The 19,014-nt window shown below is 29.9% G+C and carries 17 protein-coding genes and 1 other annotated feature; of the genes, 5 read left to right on the plus strand and 12 right to left on the minus strand.

Annotated features, from left to right (window positions below):
- Positions 1-281 precede the first annotated feature (281 nt).
- Both CLOBL_RS18565 and CLOBL_RS18570 read left to right on the plus strand, forming a co-directional pair.
- Entirely contained in the window at positions 282-1,571 is a 1,290-nt protein-coding gene (locus tag CLOBL_RS18565; protein WP_077860389.1) for a DUF4179 domain-containing protein, read from the plus strand.
- A gap of 65 nt (positions 1,572-1,636) precedes the next feature.
- On the plus strand, positions 1,637-2,881 hold the full coding sequence (locus CLOBL_RS18570) for a hypothetical protein (protein WP_077860390.1): 1,245 nt from the start codon (positions 1,637-1,639) through the stop codon (positions 2,879-2,881).
- A gap of 607 nt (positions 2,882-3,488) precedes the next feature.
- Here the strand turns inward: CLOBL_RS18570 and CLOBL_RS18575 are convergent.
- From CLOBL_RS18575 to CLOBL_RS18605, 7 genes are all read right to left on the minus strand, one after another.
- Entirely contained in the window at positions 3,489-4,394 is a 906-nt protein-coding gene (locus tag CLOBL_RS18575) for a DMT family transporter (RefSeq protein WP_077860391.1), read from the minus strand.
- A 38-nt stretch (positions 4,395-4,432) separates the two neighbouring features.
- Entirely contained in the window at positions 4,433-4,936 is a 504-nt protein-coding gene (locus CLOBL_RS18580) for a hypothetical protein (RefSeq protein WP_077860392.1), read from the minus strand.
- Positions 4,937-5,120: 184 nt separating this feature from the next.
- Positions 5,121-6,032 carry a helix-turn-helix domain-containing GNAT family N-acetyltransferase gene (locus tag CLOBL_RS18585; protein ID WP_077860393.1) on the minus strand — a complete coding sequence of 304 codons (912 nt, stop codon included), beginning with the start codon at positions 6,030-6,032 and terminating at the stop codon, positions 5,121-5,123.
- A gap of 455 nt (positions 6,033-6,487) precedes the next feature.
- Entirely contained in the window at positions 6,488-8,014 is a 1,527-nt protein-coding gene (lysS, locus tag CLOBL_RS18590; RefSeq protein ID WP_077860394.1) for a lysine--tRNA ligase, read from the minus strand.
- Positions 8,015-8,183: 169 nt separating this feature from the next.
- Positions 8,184-8,586 (minus strand) — a binding site (T-box leader).
- Positions 8,587-8,801: 215 nt separating this feature from the next.
- Positions 8,802-9,671 carry an aldo/keto reductase gene (locus CLOBL_RS18595; protein ID WP_077860395.1) on the minus strand — a complete coding sequence of 290 codons (870 nt, stop codon included), beginning with the start codon at positions 9,669-9,671 and terminating at the stop codon, positions 8,802-8,804.
- 57 nt (positions 9,672-9,728) lie between these two features.
- Positions 9,729-10,073, minus strand: coding sequence for a metalloregulator ArsR/SmtB family transcription factor (locus CLOBL_RS18600; RefSeq protein ID WP_077860396.1), 345 nt, complete (start codon positions 10,071-10,073; stop codon positions 9,729-9,731).
- Between the two features lie 532 nt (positions 10,074-10,605).
- Positions 10,606-11,172 carry a flavodoxin family protein gene (locus CLOBL_RS18605; protein WP_077860397.1) on the minus strand — a complete coding sequence of 189 codons (567 nt, stop codon included), beginning with the start codon at positions 11,170-11,172 and terminating at the stop codon, positions 10,606-10,608.
- 188 nt (positions 11,173-11,360) lie between these two features.
- Between CLOBL_RS18605 and CLOBL_RS18610 the strand changes: the two genes are divergently transcribed.
- Positions 11,361-11,738, plus strand: coding sequence for a helix-turn-helix domain-containing protein (locus tag CLOBL_RS18610; RefSeq protein ID WP_179117792.1), 378 nt, complete (start codon positions 11,361-11,363; stop codon positions 11,736-11,738).
- A gap of 71 nt (positions 11,739-11,809) precedes the next feature.
- Here the strand turns inward: CLOBL_RS18610 and kdgT are convergent, their stop codons facing one another.
- The 3 genes from kdgT to CLOBL_RS18625 form a co-directional block, all read right to left on the minus strand.
- Complete coding sequence (gene kdgT, locus CLOBL_RS18615; RefSeq protein ID WP_009170155.1) at positions 11,810-12,790, minus strand: 2-keto-3-deoxygluconate transporter; 981 nt, start codon at positions 12,788-12,790, stop codon at positions 11,810-11,812.
- Positions 12,791-13,122: 332 nt separating this feature from the next.
- Positions 13,123-13,884: an IclR family transcriptional regulator gene (locus CLOBL_RS18620; RefSeq protein WP_077860399.1), complete on the minus strand. Its 762-nt coding sequence runs from the start codon at positions 13,882-13,884 to the stop codon at positions 13,123-13,125.
- Between the two features lie 175 nt (positions 13,885-14,059).
- The gene (locus CLOBL_RS18625) at positions 14,060-14,524 is read right to left on the minus strand and encodes a CBS domain-containing protein (protein ID WP_077860400.1); all 465 of its coding nucleotides are present in this window, start codon (positions 14,522-14,524) and stop codon (positions 14,060-14,062) included.
- A 335-nt stretch (positions 14,525-14,859) separates the two neighbouring features.
- On the opposite strand from CLOBL_RS18625, the gene CLOBL_RS18630 reads away from it, so the two are divergent.
- Positions 14,860-15,510 carry a TetR/AcrR family transcriptional regulator gene (locus CLOBL_RS18630; protein WP_077860401.1) on the plus strand — a complete coding sequence of 217 codons (651 nt, stop codon included), beginning with the start codon at positions 14,860-14,862 and terminating at the stop codon, positions 15,508-15,510.
- A 339-nt stretch (positions 15,511-15,849) separates the two neighbouring features.
- On the opposite strand, the gene CLOBL_RS18635 is transcribed toward CLOBL_RS18630, so the two are convergent.
- Positions 15,850-17,238, minus strand: coding sequence for a PLP-dependent aminotransferase family protein (locus CLOBL_RS18635; RefSeq protein ID WP_077860402.1), 1,389 nt, complete (start codon positions 17,236-17,238; stop codon positions 15,850-15,852).
- A gap of 126 nt (positions 17,239-17,364) precedes the next feature.
- On the opposite strand from CLOBL_RS18635, the gene CLOBL_RS18640 reads away from it, so the two are divergent.
- Positions 17,365-17,979 (plus strand): LysE family translocator, encoded by a 615-nt coding sequence (locus CLOBL_RS18640; RefSeq protein ID WP_077860403.1) that lies wholly within the window; start codon positions 17,365-17,367, stop codon positions 17,977-17,979.
- 123 nt (positions 17,980-18,102) lie between these two features.
- Here the strand turns inward: CLOBL_RS18640 and CLOBL_RS18645 are convergent, their stop codons facing one another.
- The gene (locus tag CLOBL_RS18645) at positions 18,103-18,633 is read right to left on the minus strand and encodes an AAA family ATPase (protein WP_077860404.1); all 531 of its coding nucleotides are present in this window, start codon (positions 18,631-18,633) and stop codon (positions 18,103-18,105) included.
- Positions 18,634-19,014: the final 381 nt, after the last annotated feature.

Consider the following 19,014-nt stretch of genomic DNA (forward strand, 5'->3'; position numbering starts at 1 on the left):
CATCTATATATTAGAGACATTAAGTTACTAATTGGTTCATTTTCAGAAAAATTTTTAACGCTTCAATTTATACCATTGATATTCACAATTTTATCAAGATTAATATCTGTCTATAAATAATAAATAGAGTAGCATACTGATCTATTATTTTCTAGTTGTCCACTGTGAAAATTATGGTAAATTTAAGATGAAAATTTTGAATAAATGGTATACAATACCATTGTATGTAAAATCTCTTACAAAGTTTTACATACAAACTATAGTAAAGGAGATAGATATTTATGATAAATAAAAAATTGAGCAAAACCCTTGGTCCTATATTGGGGATCATGACATTTATGTTAGCTTCCGGTATAACTTATACGACAGCTTTTGCTGATGATACTATAGCAGCAACAGCCGCCACTACTACAACTACTAGTGCCAGTGCTACTTATACAGATAATAATACAGCTACACCAATTAAAGATTATTCTATAGCTATAAATAAAAGTTCGGAAGAAAATGGGATTAAGGTGACTGTTAATAGTGCACTAGCTACAAAACATAATTTAAGAGTAACTCTTAAAATTGAAGGAATAACTGTTCCTAAAGCAATTGAACATAATAATTCCCTTTTTGAAGTATCATATGGTGACAAAGATTACGGCTTTAACTCTACCTCTTCTAGACAATATGCAGATGATAAAACTATGCTTTTAACCTTGGAAAAGAGTAATTATCAAGGCGAATATCCTGAAAGCGGAAACTTAAGAGTTGATGTAGTCCTTTCAAATTATAAAGTTAATATTGGCATGGATATACCTGTAGATTTCACTAATTCTATTAATAAAGTATTTACCAAAAATATTACAGGCACAATACCTGAAATTAATTATACTTTGAAACAATTAGACTCAGATTCTATGGGGACAACCATAAGCTATATTCAGCCTAAACACAATGAGGCGGATATTGATGACAATAATGATTTTTGGAATTCACAAATATTATTAAAAGTTGATAACAATTTTTATAAATTAAATTCTAAAATCGGTAGCATTGGAGACAACGGAACACCTATTGGGTATTATGCATCTAAATTGCCAGATTATGATACTGTTAAAAATGGAAAGGATATAAGTGTAATTCCAATACTTTATAAAGTCTCAATGGATGATTCTCTTATGATATCCAATAATAGTAATAAAAACACTATCACCGACTCTGCAAACAACTTAACGTATGAAAAAGAGTTCAGCTCTTCTAGAGGATTGAAGGGTACAATATATAATGTTAAAAGAAATGATAATAGTATAAAGGTATATTGCAAAGGGCAGTCTGAATTAGAAAGTTTATTTATAGCAAGCAATATTTCTTTGAACTACAATCATCTTAAAGGGCAAAATGATCCTACTATTTATAATTACAATAAGTTTGCAAGCTTTTATAAGGATCCAAAAGATTCCCTTGGCTACATTGTAGAATTTGATAATGTTGATAAAGATAAAGCTGCTACTTTAAATATTAGTCCTATGGTAAAAGAAATTAGTACTTACAAAATGAGTGATGAAATAAAACTATCAAATTAATGAACTTCATATTAAGTTTATGGAAATTGTATCAATATAAAAAATTATTAAAGTGAGGAGATCTTATGATAAATAAAAAAACAAATAGGTTATTGAGTTCCATGCTGGGGGCTGCTTTAATTGTTGGACTTATTCAAATGCCTGCCTTTGCTATTGATAATGTACAAGCTCAATCATCCTATGCAGTTAACTCTGGGTTAATTGGGAATAACAATTCTGTTGAGCAAAATGGAGTTAAAATAACTCTAAATAGTGTTGTTGGAACAAAAAATGACCTCAAAGCTACAATCACAATACAAACCCCAACGCCTTTTGATAAAGATGACAGAGAAACAGCAAATGTTCTATTAAACTATGGCGACAATAAATTTAATAGCGGAAGTACATCATTTAAACGTACAGATGACAAGACATTAGTTATAACCATTGAAGATAGATTTAATAAATCTGTATTACCTGAAAAAGGTCCTTTAAGAATTGATGTCGTAATGCAAAAGTACAAGGTTAATGTTGGATTAGATGCAAATGTTGATTTTTCTGACTCACTAAAAAATTCAATTGAAAAGGATTATTCAATTAAAATCCCTCAATTTGATTCTACATTTAATAAGTTAGAATCCGATATTTTGGGCACTCATCTTTCTTTCACTGAACCTGAAAAAACTTCTTTAATGAGAAATAATGATGTATTAACCGAACATTCCTTTATCTTAAAAGCTGGAGATAAAATGTATTCGTTGAGAGATTCTTACAGCTACTCATCTGACAGTGATGGAAATAACATGTCCATAGTAACTACTTATGAAGCAGAAGGAGCAACTTATGAAAAAATAAAAGATCAAACAGCTATAAGCTTAATCCCTATAAGTTTTACTATTAACTCAAAGGATCAAAAAAACTTATATAAAGAAGAACATAATGATAAAGACATGCAAAATATCAATAATGTAAGTTATGCCAAGACCTTTGATTTTTCCGATGGAAGTAAAGGCGAAATCTATAATATTCAAAGAGACGATAATAGTGTAAAAGTTTATCTAAAAGGAATAAATGAAAAAGAAAGTTTATTACTGGCAAGTAGTTTGTTTATGGATTATAAGAATGAGAATAGTAAAACAGATCATTATGATGATGATTATTACGACGGTAATGAATGCACTACTTTCTATAAAGACCCAAATGATTCTTTAGGTTATATTGTAGAATTTAGTAACGTAGAAAAAGATGTAAATACTCAAATAAACTACGACCCAACTATAAGTTTAATTAATGCATTTACTGTTGGAGACGAGATCCAATTATCTAAGTAAATATATCAAAGTTACAGTCTAAACTTAGTCATATGATAATTGCTGAAACAAATAAAACCTTACTATAGATATCTAATTTATAGGAGCTAGCTGAAATTACTAGAAAATTTATGCCTACTCCATAATCACAATGAATAGGAATATATAAGTACCGCTTCCATGGATTTTTAATTGTAAACAAAATAGATATTCTAAGTCTTAGCTTAGTGTTGACACACTAAGCTCTTCTTTAATAAATTATATCAAAATAAACATTTATTTAAGTTGAGATACTATTTAGAATATTATTAACATTCTTAAAACTAGTCCTATTAACAGCTATAAATAGAGTCTACTTCATTTATTATATGGTTCACCATATCAGTAGTAATTGATAATACTTTTTTATCGAAAAGAGATACCTTTTACTGTACCTTTAAGACTTATCTAATTGCTTATTAATTGCATATAATATTTTCTCACTCAATTTATTTTTTCCTTCATTGCTTACTTTATTATAGGCCTTACAATAGCTTGTTTCTTTTTTATTTTGGATTCAGTTTGCTTTGCCATTTCAATTATAACCCATTTTCTATTAGAATTTCATGAATCTCCTTAGTTGAAAACACTACAATTGAGTATTTTTCTTCTTGTTAGCAATACCATAAAATCTTCTAGGCTTTAATTTAATTTCATTTAAAAGTGTAAAACCTAATATCATTATTCCACCTATAATCTGCATAGGAAGTATTGATTCCCCTAAAATAGTTACTGAAGCAATAATCGCAATAAGCGGATCAACATAACTTAAAATCGATGCCTCTTGACCTTTTAGATCTTTAAGTGATGAAAAGTACAGACAATAGCAGATTCCAGTATGGATAATACCAAGTATCAGAAGATTTATTATCCCAATATTCTTTAAACTGCCTATATGTATACCTGTTGTTGCAAAGACATATGGAATAAGAATAATAATTGCTGCAAAAAATTGTATTAAGGTTTTATCAATACCTGTAACATTTTTAACAAATTTATTAAATAGCACAACAGTTGCGTAAAGTACTGCTGCACCTAGACCAAAACCTATACCAATAAGGTTATTACTATATCTTCCCACACCACTGACACCAATTACCATAATCAATCCTGATGTCGCCATAACAAAACATACCACTTGTTTAATTGTCAGCCTTTCTTTGAACAAAATCGGACATGCTACCATAACAATTACAGGTGCAAAATAATAGCTTAATGTTGCAATTGAAACTGTTGTATATTTATATGCCTGAAAAAGGAATATCCAGTTAAAACCCATTGCTATACCTGAAAGAAAAAGTGCTGGAAGATCCTTTTTTATATCTGAGAACAAAATTCTCTTTCCGCTTATAATCTTATATATGCAAATTACTACTGCTGCTGTCATTGCCCTAAAAAGCGCAATTTCCCCAGAAGAAAGCGGAATATTTTTTACAAAAATTGAAATAGTTCCAAAAATCGCCATTGAAAAAATAATTTTAAATTTTGCTTGCATTTTATTGTTCCTCTTTCATTAAAATATTGCCAAGAATTTTATATTTTCTTTCTAAATTCCATTTCTTGTGGATCTCTTAATTTTTTATGACTGTAAACAGGTACCTGATATTTTTCACCCAATTTACGTACCATTTCCTTATAACAGCCTTTTAATTTATCATGATGAACAATTGCTTCGATTCCACCTTCATATGCTCCTGACTTTACATCTCCCAAAGAGTGAACAGTAAGTAAATTAGATGGTGCATGTGGTCCTTCATTCCAGGTAACCATACCAGAAATATCACAACCACTAAAGTACTGGTTCATCTCTGGTAGAAAACGTGCATAGTCCAAACATACCGCTGTTTTCGTTGGAACAAAATAAAATATATTATTATTTTGATCTGTATATTTCATCACTTCTTCTCCTGCAAAAGTAATTTCCCCCTTCTCTTTTAGATATCCTTCTTCTTGTAAAATATCCCACACATGGGCACCAACATGTCCCCATAAACGATTATTGCAAATAAAATATACGGCTTTTTTATTTTTTATCATTTTACGTTTCCCCTTTTCTTATATTTATCTTTTTAGTTGACTGCGTCTAGTATTTATTGTAGTCATTTTTGAGGACTGTGTCAACTAATTTTATATTTTTCATATAACAAAAAAACACAAGAAATTTTACCAACTTCTTATGTTTTTTTAAGACTGCTTTATTTTTTATACTAATTTAACAATTTTATAAATCTAAATCCCAACGTTCTTCCACAACGCCTTCTCCCCATTCCGATTTATCATAACTTACAGTTTTTTGGAATCCGCGACATTCATAAATATGTCTTGCTATTATCTGCGCACTGATTGTTAACAGAAAAACATGTTTATACTTCTTTTCTCTGCAGAAATCAAGTGCTATATCCATAAGTTTATTTCCATATCCTCTGCCTCGCATTTCTGGTTCAAGCATAAAGAAGCGTAATTGTGCAGTTTCATTATCCACCTTTGCTATTGCAATACTTCCAGCAGGATTTCCATTGCATTCTAAAATATTTAAACAATCAGTTTTAAAATTAAAATTATTTGCAAACTGGTAAACAATATTATCAACATAATCAAAAAAAACATTTGATAAATGCCGTTCAGCATAATATAGCGTCTTATGGCGTGAAATTACATACTCTATGTCGCTTGAAGTAAATGGCCGGATATTGATAACATCTGTAACATCTGATAATTTATTCTTAATCATCATCATTGCATCAAAAACAAGTTTTTGATTTTTTTCATCCATTTTATTAAATAAGTTACTGATTTGCTCACTCTGTATATCATTCAATTTATTAAAATCATTTCGACCCTTTTCAGTAAGCCTAATATAGTTAATACGGCTATCTGCAGCTGATTGCGTCTTATCTATAAGTCCCTTTTTTTCAAACCTTGCAATCATGCGGCTCATAAAACTCCTATCAATGTCAAGCTGATTTACTAATACATTAGCAGTACATCTATCTGTTTTGCCAATTTCAAACAGTACCCTTGCTTCTGTTAAGGAATATCCTTCAGCCATAATCTGCCCATTTAATAGATTTAAAATATTTGAGTAGAATCTATTGAATCCCATAGCCTCAGAAATCATATCCATTGAAATCATACCTACACCTCCAACAATCCAAAATTTATATATCAAAACTTTACAAGTCAACATTTATAAAAAGCATTTATATTTATTTTTAGATTATGCCAACATTTACCCGTTGATATTTTAACATATTTACAAAAGAATGTCATACTGCACCGTTCTTAAATTTATTTCTCGTTTGTACCTGAATTATAAAAAAAGTTATTATTATGTCATCAAAATGTTTGCATAATATTATGGTTGTGATTCATAAAATACTATTATGCAATATATTATATATACAGAAGAAAACTTATTATATCCACCTTTATACAGTAATTTATTTTTAATGATTCATTATTCAATCACAGTAAATTCCACACTTATTTATAGTATGGTTCACCATATTACAAGTAAGTGATAACCCACTTATAAAACTATCTCCTAATTAAATTACAAATATATCCTCTGAAAATGGAGAAATATTTTTACCTTTTAACTAAAGGAAATGCAATAACATCCTTTATTGTATTTGATCCAGTTAGAAACATTATCATTCTATCAATACCAATACCTAAACCTCCAGTTGGTGGCATTGCTGTATCAATAGCTATAGCAAATTCTTCGTCCATTGGACTTGCTGTTTCTAGTCCTCCTCTTAATTTTTCAGCTTGGTCATGTAATAATATACGCTGTCTTAATGGATCATTTAATTCTGAATAAGCATTTCCAAGCTCTACTCCATAGGCATATGGTTCAAATCTTTCAATTAAATCTGGATTTTTCCTATGAACTTTACAAAGTGGTGATGATTCTTTAGGAAAATCTATAACAAAAGTGGGTTGTATTAGTTTCTTCTCGCTATATGCTTCAAAAAGATTTACTATTAATTCTCCTTTAGAAGCTTCATTTATATTTAAACCTTCATTTTGTTCTTCAATCAAAAAAGAATTCTTTTTTATTTTACTTATAATTTCTTCTTTAGTTAAATTCTCCACATCAATTCCTGTATCTTGTTTCACAAGATTGCACATAGTTTCTCTTTTCCATGGAGCTTTAAAATCAATTTCTTCTTCACCATATTTTATTTTAGTAGAGCCATTAACAGACATAAATACATGTTCATATATTCCTTCCATAATCCTCATCATATCTCCATAATCCGCATAGGACATATAACATTCCATTAGAGTAAATTCTGGATAATGTGTTCTATCAATTCCTTCATTTCTAAAAGATCTTGCAAATGTATAAACTCTTTCTATTCCTCCAACAATAAGTCTTTTTAAATATAATTCTGGAGAAACATTCATATATACTTCTGAGTCTAAATCATTAACAAAAGTTTTAAATGGTTTTGCCTCTCCTCCACCATATTTAGTATCAAGTATAGGAGTATCACATTCAATAAAATTCATATTATTCAAATATTCTCTAATTGTAGTAATTGCTTTAGAACGTTTAATAAATCTTTCTTTAACGTCTGAATTCATTATCATATCTAAAGATCTATGTCTTTGTCTTAAATCTGAATCTTGAATTCCATGATATTTTTCAGGAAGGGTTCGTATTGATTTAGATAACAATTCAAATTTGTTTGCTCTAATAGTTATTTCACCTGTCTGAGTCTTAAATACAGTTCCCTCTACCCCAACAATATCGCCGACATCAATTAATTTTAAAACATTATAATTTTCATTACCAATTAATTTTTTACTAAAAAATATTTGTATATTTCCTCTTTCATCTACTATATTAGCAAAAGTTGCATTTCCCATTCTCCTAAGAAACATTATTCTTCCTGCTAAAGAAAACACTTTACTTTCATCAATAGTATCAAAATTATCACATATCTCTTTTGTATAAGTTTTTTGGTTAAAATCATAATTATAAGGATATGGATTTATTCCTAGCTCACTAAGTTTATTTAACTTTTTTATTCTCTCCACTATAAATTCATTTGCATTTGTCATTATATTTTCTAATTCATTTAAATTTTCATATTGCTCATACATTTTTGTTACCACCTTTACTTATTTATTGATTAATTTAGGCACATAAAAGAAAATAACACTTTCAAACTTGCCATGAATATTTTATTAGGCAAGAAAGCAGATTTACTTATTATTTCTTGATATTGCCATAATACAAATAAAAAAAACCTTCACCTCCAAGATTTCTAATCTTGAGGACGAAAGTTATAAATTCGTGGTACCACCTCAGTTTATGTATGCGTTGCCGTATACACCTCTTCAAGTACATCAAAAATGAGATACTCTATACCTATAACGGGGTATTCCGTCACATCCTACCTCTATTAAGTGAAACTTGATTCATGCTGGGTTTTCATCCCCATCTGAATTCTAGTTTAACTTATACCCTCAATGGGTACCCTATCCAAGAACGTGTAGCCGTTATCTTCCACTTATATGTGAGAGAGTATCACGGGGATTACTAGTTATCGGATAAAATAGACTCAGTGTGCAGCTCCAAGACCTTCTTCAATAAAAATCCATTGCTCAATCCCACCATCTAGAGCTCTCTGAAAATGAATTGTTTTATCTACTCTTCTTTTCATTGCTTTTAGTATAGTTTACAATATAAATCTTTTTTTGTAAATATAATGCCTTCTTAATTTCCCCTTATCAACTAAAAAAGGAATACTCAAAGCTTTGATTACTTTGAGTATTCCTTTTATTTTATTGTAGCTTCAAATATATAATCGCTTATATTGCTTTACAAGGATATCTGCCTTTTTTCACCCTAACTAATATAGAAAATCTAATTTTGCAAAAATGGAGTTTATTTAATAAAAACTTTCATTAACTTATTATAAATTGGATTAATCATATAACCTGTAGGACTATGTGAATATCGTCTTCCTGTATTTAGTTGGTTAATTCTATTCATTTCTTCACTAGTTAATCCAAAGTCAAATAATTGAAAGTTTTCTTTAATTCTTTTTTGGTTTGATGATTTAGGAATGATAATAATATCCCGTTGTATATGCCAGCGTAGAATCACTTGAGCTACTGTTTTATTATGATTTCCGGCAATCTTCTTAAGCTCAGGATTTTCTAACAACGCTATATTCCCTTGACCTAATGGCGCCCATGCTTCATGCAGAATCTGATGTTCAATAAGATATTTATGTAGTTCATTTTGCTGAAACTCCGGATGAGTCTCTAATTGATTAACCATTGGTGTAATCTTAGAGTATTTCATTAACTTTTCCAAGTGCTGTATTTCAAAATTTGCAACTCCAATCACCTTGACTTTACCTTCTAGATACAATTCCTCCATCGCCTTCCATGCTTCTAAATAATGTGGTGCTGCAAAATGGATTAGATACATATCAAGGTATTCTACTTTCAAGTTTTTGCAGGTTTGTTCAAATGCTTTTTTAGTAGATTTATAGCCAAGATCTGTATTCCATACCTTGGAAGTAACAAAAAATTCTTCTCGTGATATTTGGCTTTTTTTAATTGCTAACCCTAAGCTTTCCTCATTTCCATAAATTTTAGCAGTATCAAAATGCCGATATCCAACCCTTATAGCCTCTCCCACAGCACTTTCAAAATCTTTGCCTTCAGTTAATTTGTATATTCCAAAACCTACTTTTGGGATTTTCACGCCATTTGCTGCTTCCATTTCATTATTAATCAAATTCATTCGCTTTCTCCCTTTAAAATAAATTAATTTAAACTCTATTTGAATTCTTTATTTATTTTATTCCATCTTCCAGCACTCAAACATAGATTCTTCTATATGTGAAAATAGTTTCTTTAGTAAATTCAAATCACTTGTAGCTGGATTTATATGATAAAAATTCATTGTACCTTGCTTTACCATATTTACAACATTGGCATCTTTTAATACTTTTAGATGATGTGAAACAGCTGGACGTGATAAATTTACTCCTTTAGTTATTTCTCCAACTCTCATTCCAGGAAATGTACTTTTCATTAAGCATAAAATAATTAATTGTCTTGTTTCATCTCCAATAGCAGATAGTACTGCTCTGCATTCTTTAAACTCATTTTCTAATTGTTTTAAATCTACTGGTTCATCCATTTTATACCTCCTTTAACGAAAAATATATAATAATAGTTTATAACCTCTTTTTACAAACTTAATCAATTCTTATATAATGGTTTAATCTTTTAATCCATCATAGCAATATAAAATTACCTTATCAACATTGAGAAAGTAATTCGAGACGAATACTTGTTATTTTTTTAAATATAATAAACACTGACGTTTTAATTATATATTCCAATTTGTGTTTATCTTTATAATCTCTTTATTAAACTATATCCTTATAGTAAAAACAGAAAAAAAGTTCCCCAATTATCTGGGGAGTATCCTTCTTTATTATTTATAAACTTAACTTTCGCAGGATAAAAAGATTAACTTCTCCTTTAATTTATATAAAAATGGCTTACACTCATTGAAGTAAGCCATTTTTAATACTTTATTATAAATCTATTATCAAGTAGATGCACAACTTTAAAAACATTGCTTCTTAACCATGTGTATATTTATTACAGTTACAATTCAATGTCGTCCACAATTATGCTTATTGGATAATGGATATATTAGAAATTTATCCAACTAGATTTTCCCCAGCCTTAAATGCTCTTAAAGAGAATTCCTCTAACGCTTTTGAATCTGGAACAAGCTCAGCTCCACAAACGTGAATATTATCCTCTAATTTCCAACCATATAAGTTGAACATAGTAGTAATATATTTAATACTTTCTGCACCTACTTCAGGATTTAAATTAGCTTGAGTAAATATTGTTACTACTTTTTTACCTGGATGTCTAGGTGTAATAATGGAGCTTCCATCATGTTCAATCAATGGAAATGTACGGTCTACCCAAAGTTTTGCTTGAGCTGTAATTTGGTACATATAGATTGGCGAACCAAATACAATAGCATCTGCTTCATTAATAGCTTGATACATTGGTTGAAGATAATCCTTAATAGCGCAACCATCATGAGTACGGCAATAGAAGCAGCTTTGACATCCACGAATCCCAGGATCGTTTAAATTAAATTCTATAATTTCAGCACCTTTAGATTCAGCACCCTTTGCCACTTGTTCTAATAATTTCGAATTGTATCCATTCTTTCTTGGACTAGCATTAAAAATAACTACTTTTGACATTTTATATCTCTCCTTCGAAACACAAACATTTTTTAAATTGAATTAACTACTTATGTTTGTTCTCCTTTATTTAATATTTACTCAAGTAAAAGTACTTGGTATAATTATTATATCTAAATAATTTTGTACTAACAAGAACGCAGAATTCTGTGATTAGGTATTATTTTTCTTATCTAGGAGGAATAGATATGGCAAGCAAACAAGAATTAGAGAAATATTTAAATATAGTAAGAGAATCAGATTTTGACAAAGAATGCCCTATAAGAGACGCATTGGAAGTAATCGGAGGCAAATGGAAACTGAATATATTAGGGCAGTTACTAAGAAAGGACGTATGTCGGTTTAATCAATTAAAAAGAGACATATCAGGAATAACAAATACAATGCTAGCAAATTCATTACGCGAACTTGAGAATGATAAATTAATTATTAGGAATCAGTATAATGAAATGCCTGTAAGAGTAGAATACACTTTAACTGATAAAGGAAGAAATCTGTTACCATTGCTTTATGAATTAACTATTTGGTGGGATGATTATTTAAAGCATGAAGAAATTTCAAAATAATACATTAAATAATGAAGGAAAACCTCCTCCCTCTGGACTTGGTTTTCCTTCATCATTTGAATATATTTTATTTAACTTACTACCTCTCCATTATCTATTCCTTTGGTTTTTTTAACGTGAGTATTCCAAAGTGAAGTGAATATTGGAACCAAAATTGAAGTTACAACAACGCTTGTAGCAACCAGTGCAGTTGCTTGAGCTGCAACAGGCGCAAATTGAGGCGCCATTTTTGATATTATAACTGGATTTGCAACAGCTGCACCAGCTGAACTTGAAGCAGCTAAACCTGCCAATCCATTTCCTCCTCCTACGTACTTATCTGCAAGAATAAGAGGAATACCTGTAATAACAATAACAGCTAGTCCAAGGAAGATTCCAAGTAAACCAGTTTTGAAAATGTTACTTAAATCAATTGTATTACCTAGTGCAAATCCGAAGAAAGGTATCATAACACCAGTTGCTTTATTAAAGAAAGCTTTAAGTTCAGGATCTAAATTACCAAGAATAATACCAACTAAGAAAGGTATAACTGCTCCAAGAAAGTTATTAAGTGGGAACGATGCAGCTCCAACAGCACCTAATATTAACATACTTACTAATGGACCTGATTCTAATGACATTAAGATAAATGCACCAGCTTCTTCTTTTGATCCATATTGTTGCATTAATGCAGCATATAATCCACCATTTGTCATATCCATACAGGAAATAACTGCCAAAACAGATAAACCTGCAAAAATTCCTGTTTCTATGCTTCCACCAGGTATTAACTTACTAAAAATTAGTGTAACAAGCCATGCGACTAAAGTTTTTGTTATAACAAGTGTACCGGACTTTCTTAAAATAGTTGGTGTAGCACTAAAGCTTACACTTGCACCCATACAGAAAAACCAAACTCCTAAGATTGGTACAGTACCACTAATTAGTCCTCCTGTAAAAGATCCAAAGTATTCACCTGCCCCAGGTTGAAAAGTTTTTACACATGCACCTATTAATAAAGGTACAAGCATCATACCGCCAGGTATTTTTTCAATACTAGCTTTAATTTTCATAAATAATTCCTCCTTAAATAGTTCTTTAGAATCGTTTTTAGTTATCGTTTTCATTTGCAATATGTCTTGTTTTATGAATTTGCATATCTTACGGCTATCTTTTTCCTCCTTAATTTTAAAATAATTTTTATAATGCTAATTATTCCGTTTTTTGTTTCGTATTGTGAAACTCGTTTTCGTATCCCGAATACATTTTCATTATACAAGGCCCTGTAATCTTTTTCAAGTATAAATGTAAACATTTTTATTAATTTTCTAAATTATAGGATATTATTTGTTTACTCAATTCATTTGTAAAATAATTGGGCGCAAAAAAAAGAGCTTGGCTACATTTATTTTCTGTAACCAAGTTCCTTTGATATTTTATCCGCATACTCCAAAATTACTTTAGAGAAATAGCTTATTTTATCTTCTGTGAAGCTTAATATTGAACCAGATATACTGATTGCTCCACAAATTCTGCTTTTATGATCTTTTAATATGGTTCCTACACATCTTATGCCTTCTTCAACCTCTTGATCATCCATGGCATATCCCTTTTCTCTGATATCTTTTAAATTCTCTTTAATATCATTAAAATTAACTATTGTATTAGATGTAAGTTTTTGTACATCACTTTCATCCCAAATCTTTTTAGCCTCTTCTTCAGTCATATGCGCCATCATTGCCTTACCCATTGCTGTACAATATATTGGTTTTCGCATTCCTATTCTCGTATACATCTTCATGGATTTTTGTGGTTCCATTTTTGAGACATACATTATATCAGAACCCTCTCTTATTGCTAAGTGGACAACTTCATTGGTTTTCTCCATAAGCTCTTTTAAATACGGTTCAACAATAGATACTAAATCCATGCTTTCTACCTTTTTATTTCCAAGTTCAAACAATTTTAAAGTAAGTTCATACTTGTTTGTATTTTTATCTTGCTTTATGTATCCTTTATATATTAGCGTATTCAATAACCTATGGACTGTGCTCTTGTGCAACTCTACTTTTTCACTAATTTCAGTTATTCCTAGACCATCTTCATAATCTGATAGCACTTCTAAAATAGTTAGCGTCCTATCAACTGATTGAACTATTTCCTGCATCCTCGTAATATCTCCTTTATCCTTATAGAGAAATCTAAAAGTAAACGATATACTCATAATACAGCAAGTTTACAGCAAATACAAGCATTTTAAAGATCTGATCTTAAGATAATTTTTAACATACAATTGTTTTATTGAACCTATATATTGTAAGTTCTATCTACTGGCAAATATATTACATTTTATCTATAATTTTTTTCTGAACATATCGAATAACATCGCCCCTGCTTACAACTCCAACTATTTTTCTCTCTTTATTTATTACTGGTATCTTTTTAAAATTATGTTTTGAGAACATAGATAAAACTTTTTCCATACTATCCTCTGGAGAAACGCAATAAATATTATTACGTCTTGCAATGGTCATAATATTTGCATCTTTTATTAATTCTATGCCTTCTTCTAATTCTTCTTTTTTAATATAAAATACATATGACATAAGATCATACATTTTTTCATCCTTTGGATTTATATTTCTTATTATATCACCATCACTTATTATACCTACAAGTATTCCTTTATCATCTACTATAGGAACTCCCCCTATTTTTTTATCTACTAGAATTTTCATAACACTTTTTATACTATCTTCCTTCTTTGCAAAAATTACATCAGTGATCATAAAATCTTTAACTTTCATACTAGTTTACTCCCCTATCTATTTTTATGTATATTTAATATAAATTTTATCTTTTTTTATTTTCTAAGTTACCTCCTGTTTCTAATAAACAGGGTTAAGAATATGCTAATGCTGATATAAATGTATCAACTATAATTACCTATTTCTCTACAATATCAAATACCTTTTTAATAAATATGATCATATTTTTACCTAAATAAGTTACACCATGAAACTTATTTAAGTATAAGTTGCACAATGTAACTTGTCAATGGATTTTTAATGATATCATTAACCTTGTAAGTTTATAATTCATTTGCTATGATGTAATTGTTAATTATCAAGGAGGTAACGAAATGGAATTTCAACGTGCTCGTAATGAAGAACAAAAAAACATTCGTCGTGATCAAATCATAGAAGCCACTTTGAAACTATATGAAAGAGAACCCTTAGAAAAAATCACACTTGCTTCGATAGCTAATGAGTTAAATTTTTCAAGAGCAAATTTATATAAATATGTTTCTACAAAAGAAGAAATTTTCTTATGGATCTTGATTTCTGATTTAGATCAGTGGGTGAAAAAGACCTATAATGAATTTAAAGAATATGATAGATTAGAGCTTAAAACCTTTTGCCGCTTATGGGCAGAACAATTATATCAAAATCAACGCCTATTAAAATTATTTTCTATTCTCATATCAGTGCTAAGGAGCAATGTAACAACAAATTCATTAGAAATACTAAAAAAAGATTTATCTAATAGCTTTGACAAACTTAATTTAATTGTTAATAAATTTATTCCTGATTTATCAAGCAATCAGCTTAAACTCTTTAACGAGTATCAAATTTATTATGCTATTAGCCTATATTCTCCAGCCGTCTCAGCAAAAAACCAGAGGCAAGAATTTCAAACGATTGAACTACTTGATGCACCGCCTGATTTTGTTTCACGGTTTGCAGAATATATTGAAATTATTATTCTAGGTTTTCATTCAAAGAATATATAATATTATCTCTAGCAGATTAATATATACATATAATTGCCCTAAAGTCTATAAAAGATTAACGCGCCTGCTTCCATGCAAGTGCGTCATTATCATTTTCACTAATTATTACAAACATATCTTAAAGATGTTCTCAATGTCCTGCTAATTAAGTGGCTTAAATCCTGGCAGAACACTTCCTCAGCTTCTCCCTTTCCATAAATACTAATTCATTTATAGTGCTTTTCTTTCTCTAATAAAAATTTTTGAATTTTATAAAGTTACTCATAAAAACTTGTGAAGAGCAATAACTAAATTGATATCCCTATGTTTATTAATCAAGTTCATTCCTAAAATAATGTGTTACTTTATAATATCTGCCAACAATTTTATGCCCTTTTCCATTTGCTCAACTTTCGTATTACCATAACCAAATATTAATGTATTATTTATTGGAAGGTCTGACTTATCCAATATATAATGTTTATTCATAGCCGTAATCTCTATATCCTTCTCTTCAATCTTTCTCATAAGATCCTTATCAAAAGTTACATCCTTAAAAGCAGCTGCAAAATGCATTCCAGCCTGAGCACCTGTAATCATCACACGTTCACCGAACTCTTTCTTAAGACACTTAATGAGATAGTTTCTCTTTTTAAGATACAATCTTCGCATCTTGTTTATATGACGATCAAAAAGACCTGTTTCTATAAACTTTGCTAATGTAATCTGTTCAAAATTAGGCGAATGCAGGTCAGCTACATACTTTATAGCTTCTATTTTACTAAGCAGTTTATCAGGCAAAACCACATACCCTATTCTTAATGCTGGCATTAAAGTTTTGGAAAACGTTCCTACATAAATTACCTGTTCTGGATCCAAGTATTGCATCGACTGTATTGGGTCTCCATCGAATCGAAATTCGCTATCATAATCATCCTCTACAATATAAGTCCTGTATTTCTTGGCATATTTTATCATTTCAATTCTTCTATTAATCGGAAGAACTACCCCTGTTGGGAACTGATGACTTGGCGTTGTAAATATCAGTTTTGGAGGTTGTTTAGGCAATTCAGAAGTAACCATTCCTTGTTCATCAACCTTAATTGGTTTTATGGACACATGATTACTCTCTAATGTATGGAGAATACCATAACTAAGGGGATTTTCAACTAACGCATATTCATGATTATCTACAAGCTTACATAATAAAGAAAAAGCTTGTGCTGCACCATTTGTAATCAGTATATTATCTGGTAAAGTACTTACGCCTCTGACACGTTCTAAATAAGTAGAAAGCTGTGAGCGTAATTCATAACTTCCAAAAGAATTTTGATAACCCATCTTTTTCACTTCCAGGTTAAGAATGCTTTCTTTATACATCTGTGCCCATTTATTAATTGGTATATTATCTAAATCTGGAATCCCTGTACGAAATGATATTTTTCTTATGTCATTATCACTTTTATTAAAATGTGATTCCGTTTTTATTTTTATTGGTTGGAATTTTACCCCTTCACATATATAAGTCCCCGAACCATTTTTCGTATAAGCATATCCCTCTGCTATTAACTGTTCATAACAATCTAACACTACATTTCTTGCAATATTTAAATCTCTTGATAATTCTCGTGTTGATGGAAGTTTATCATTTGATTTTAGATTACCGTATAAAATTGATTCTTTGTAATACATATAAAGTTGTTTGGATAAAGAAATTCTAGACTCTCTATTAATACTTATAAAATTCATACAAACACCTTCTACACTTCTTTTAAAATGGTTCCATAAAAATAATCAAAATGTGGCTCTTATCACGACCACTATATAATGATAAATTATATCATATCAGGTAATAAAATACATTAGGAGGTCATTATGAATACATTAAATTTTTTAGTTACATCATTTATTATCATACTAATTCCAGGAACTGGAGTTACATATACAATTTCAACAGGAATAACAAAAGGAAAAAGAGCAAGCATATTTGCTGCTCTTGGTTGTACTATAGGTATCATTCCACATTTATGCATTAGTATTGCACTTTCATCATTTATTATTAATATGAGCAATAACTCTTTCTTCATTTTAAAACTAATTGGCGCCATATATTTGCTATATCTTGGTATTGGCATGATACGATCAAAAACAAATTTTGACCTAATAAACAATAAGTCAGAAGAAAAAGTCGGTACTATAATTCGTAGTGGAATTCTTATCAATCTACTTAATCCCAAACTCACTTTATTTTTCTTCTCATTTCTGCCTCAATATGCAAAGTCTATCAATGATAATTATATAACTGAATGTTTCCTTTATGGATTTACATTTATGATTGTTACACTTTTAGTGTTTATTGGATATGGCTTGCTAGCAGGAATATCAAATAATTTTTTTATGAATTCTCCAAAAAGGATATCTTATCTTCAAAAAATATTCGGTATTATCTTTATCGTTTTTGCAACACAGCTTGCATTTAGTTCAATTTAGAGTATCTATCTTATAGTACTTATGGATAACCAATTTTTAAACCTTCATTTGTATCTATATGATAATATGTATCTATCTTATAGTACTTATGGATAACCCCACAAATTGAAATTTGTCGGTGAGTTATTCCTCAAGCATATTCAAATAGTAGCTGTAAATCAAACCAAGAATCTCTTTCACAGGCTGTATCGCATTTATCTCTAATACTGGGCAGGTGAGCGAACATGCCTGCTGTTTTATATCCTCTGCAGAACGGGATGCAACCATATCATGGAATCGTTGTTGAGATTCATACATATCTCCCCCCTCTAATACCCTATTCCCAAAACGAGTTATCTCACGTTGTTTTATTCTGTCTAATCTCACTTGAAGTGGAGCATAAAGAAGAATTGCCAACTTATACGTAGAAACAATCTCTGAACCCCAATTACACCCAACAGATGAGAGCACATAGTTGTGATAAATTTTTATATCGTCAAGCATTAACTGCTTAACCTCTTCATGTGTACGGCTTTTGGCATAAGGTATGTCAGAATCAAGAAAATAATAGTCTTCAACATCCATACGTCCATAATTCAATAAGTCTGCAAGTTCATGACAAATAGTTGATTTGCCACTCCCGTTCAGCCCCATAATAATTATTCCATTTAACATATTCAAAATCTCCCTAGAATTCTTCAAATTACAATTTGTCTTTAAATTAATCCTCACAACATATTTTCAAAATACTATAAACAATTTTTATTTACGTCCCAAATATCAGCTTCGTATTATTAGTCTAATGGGTATATGAATAACTAGAAGATGTATTTTATATAAAAGCACTTCATTTATGATATGGTTCTTCCTAACATGTATAACGCAGGCTTGTTTACTTTAAAAAAATATTCACCTAATTTCTCTAGGAACAATTTTCTTTTATATCAGCGTCTATTCCTGAACGAGAAGTATTTACTGTCTTTAATCACCATTCTCTATCCATTTTGCCTTCTCTCAATTTTTCATTTAAAACCCATCCGATTATACCATCTTTCT

The organism is Clostridium sp. BL-8 (assembly GCF_002006495.1).
GTDB lineage: Bacteria > Bacillota > Clostridia > Clostridiales > Clostridiaceae > Clostridium.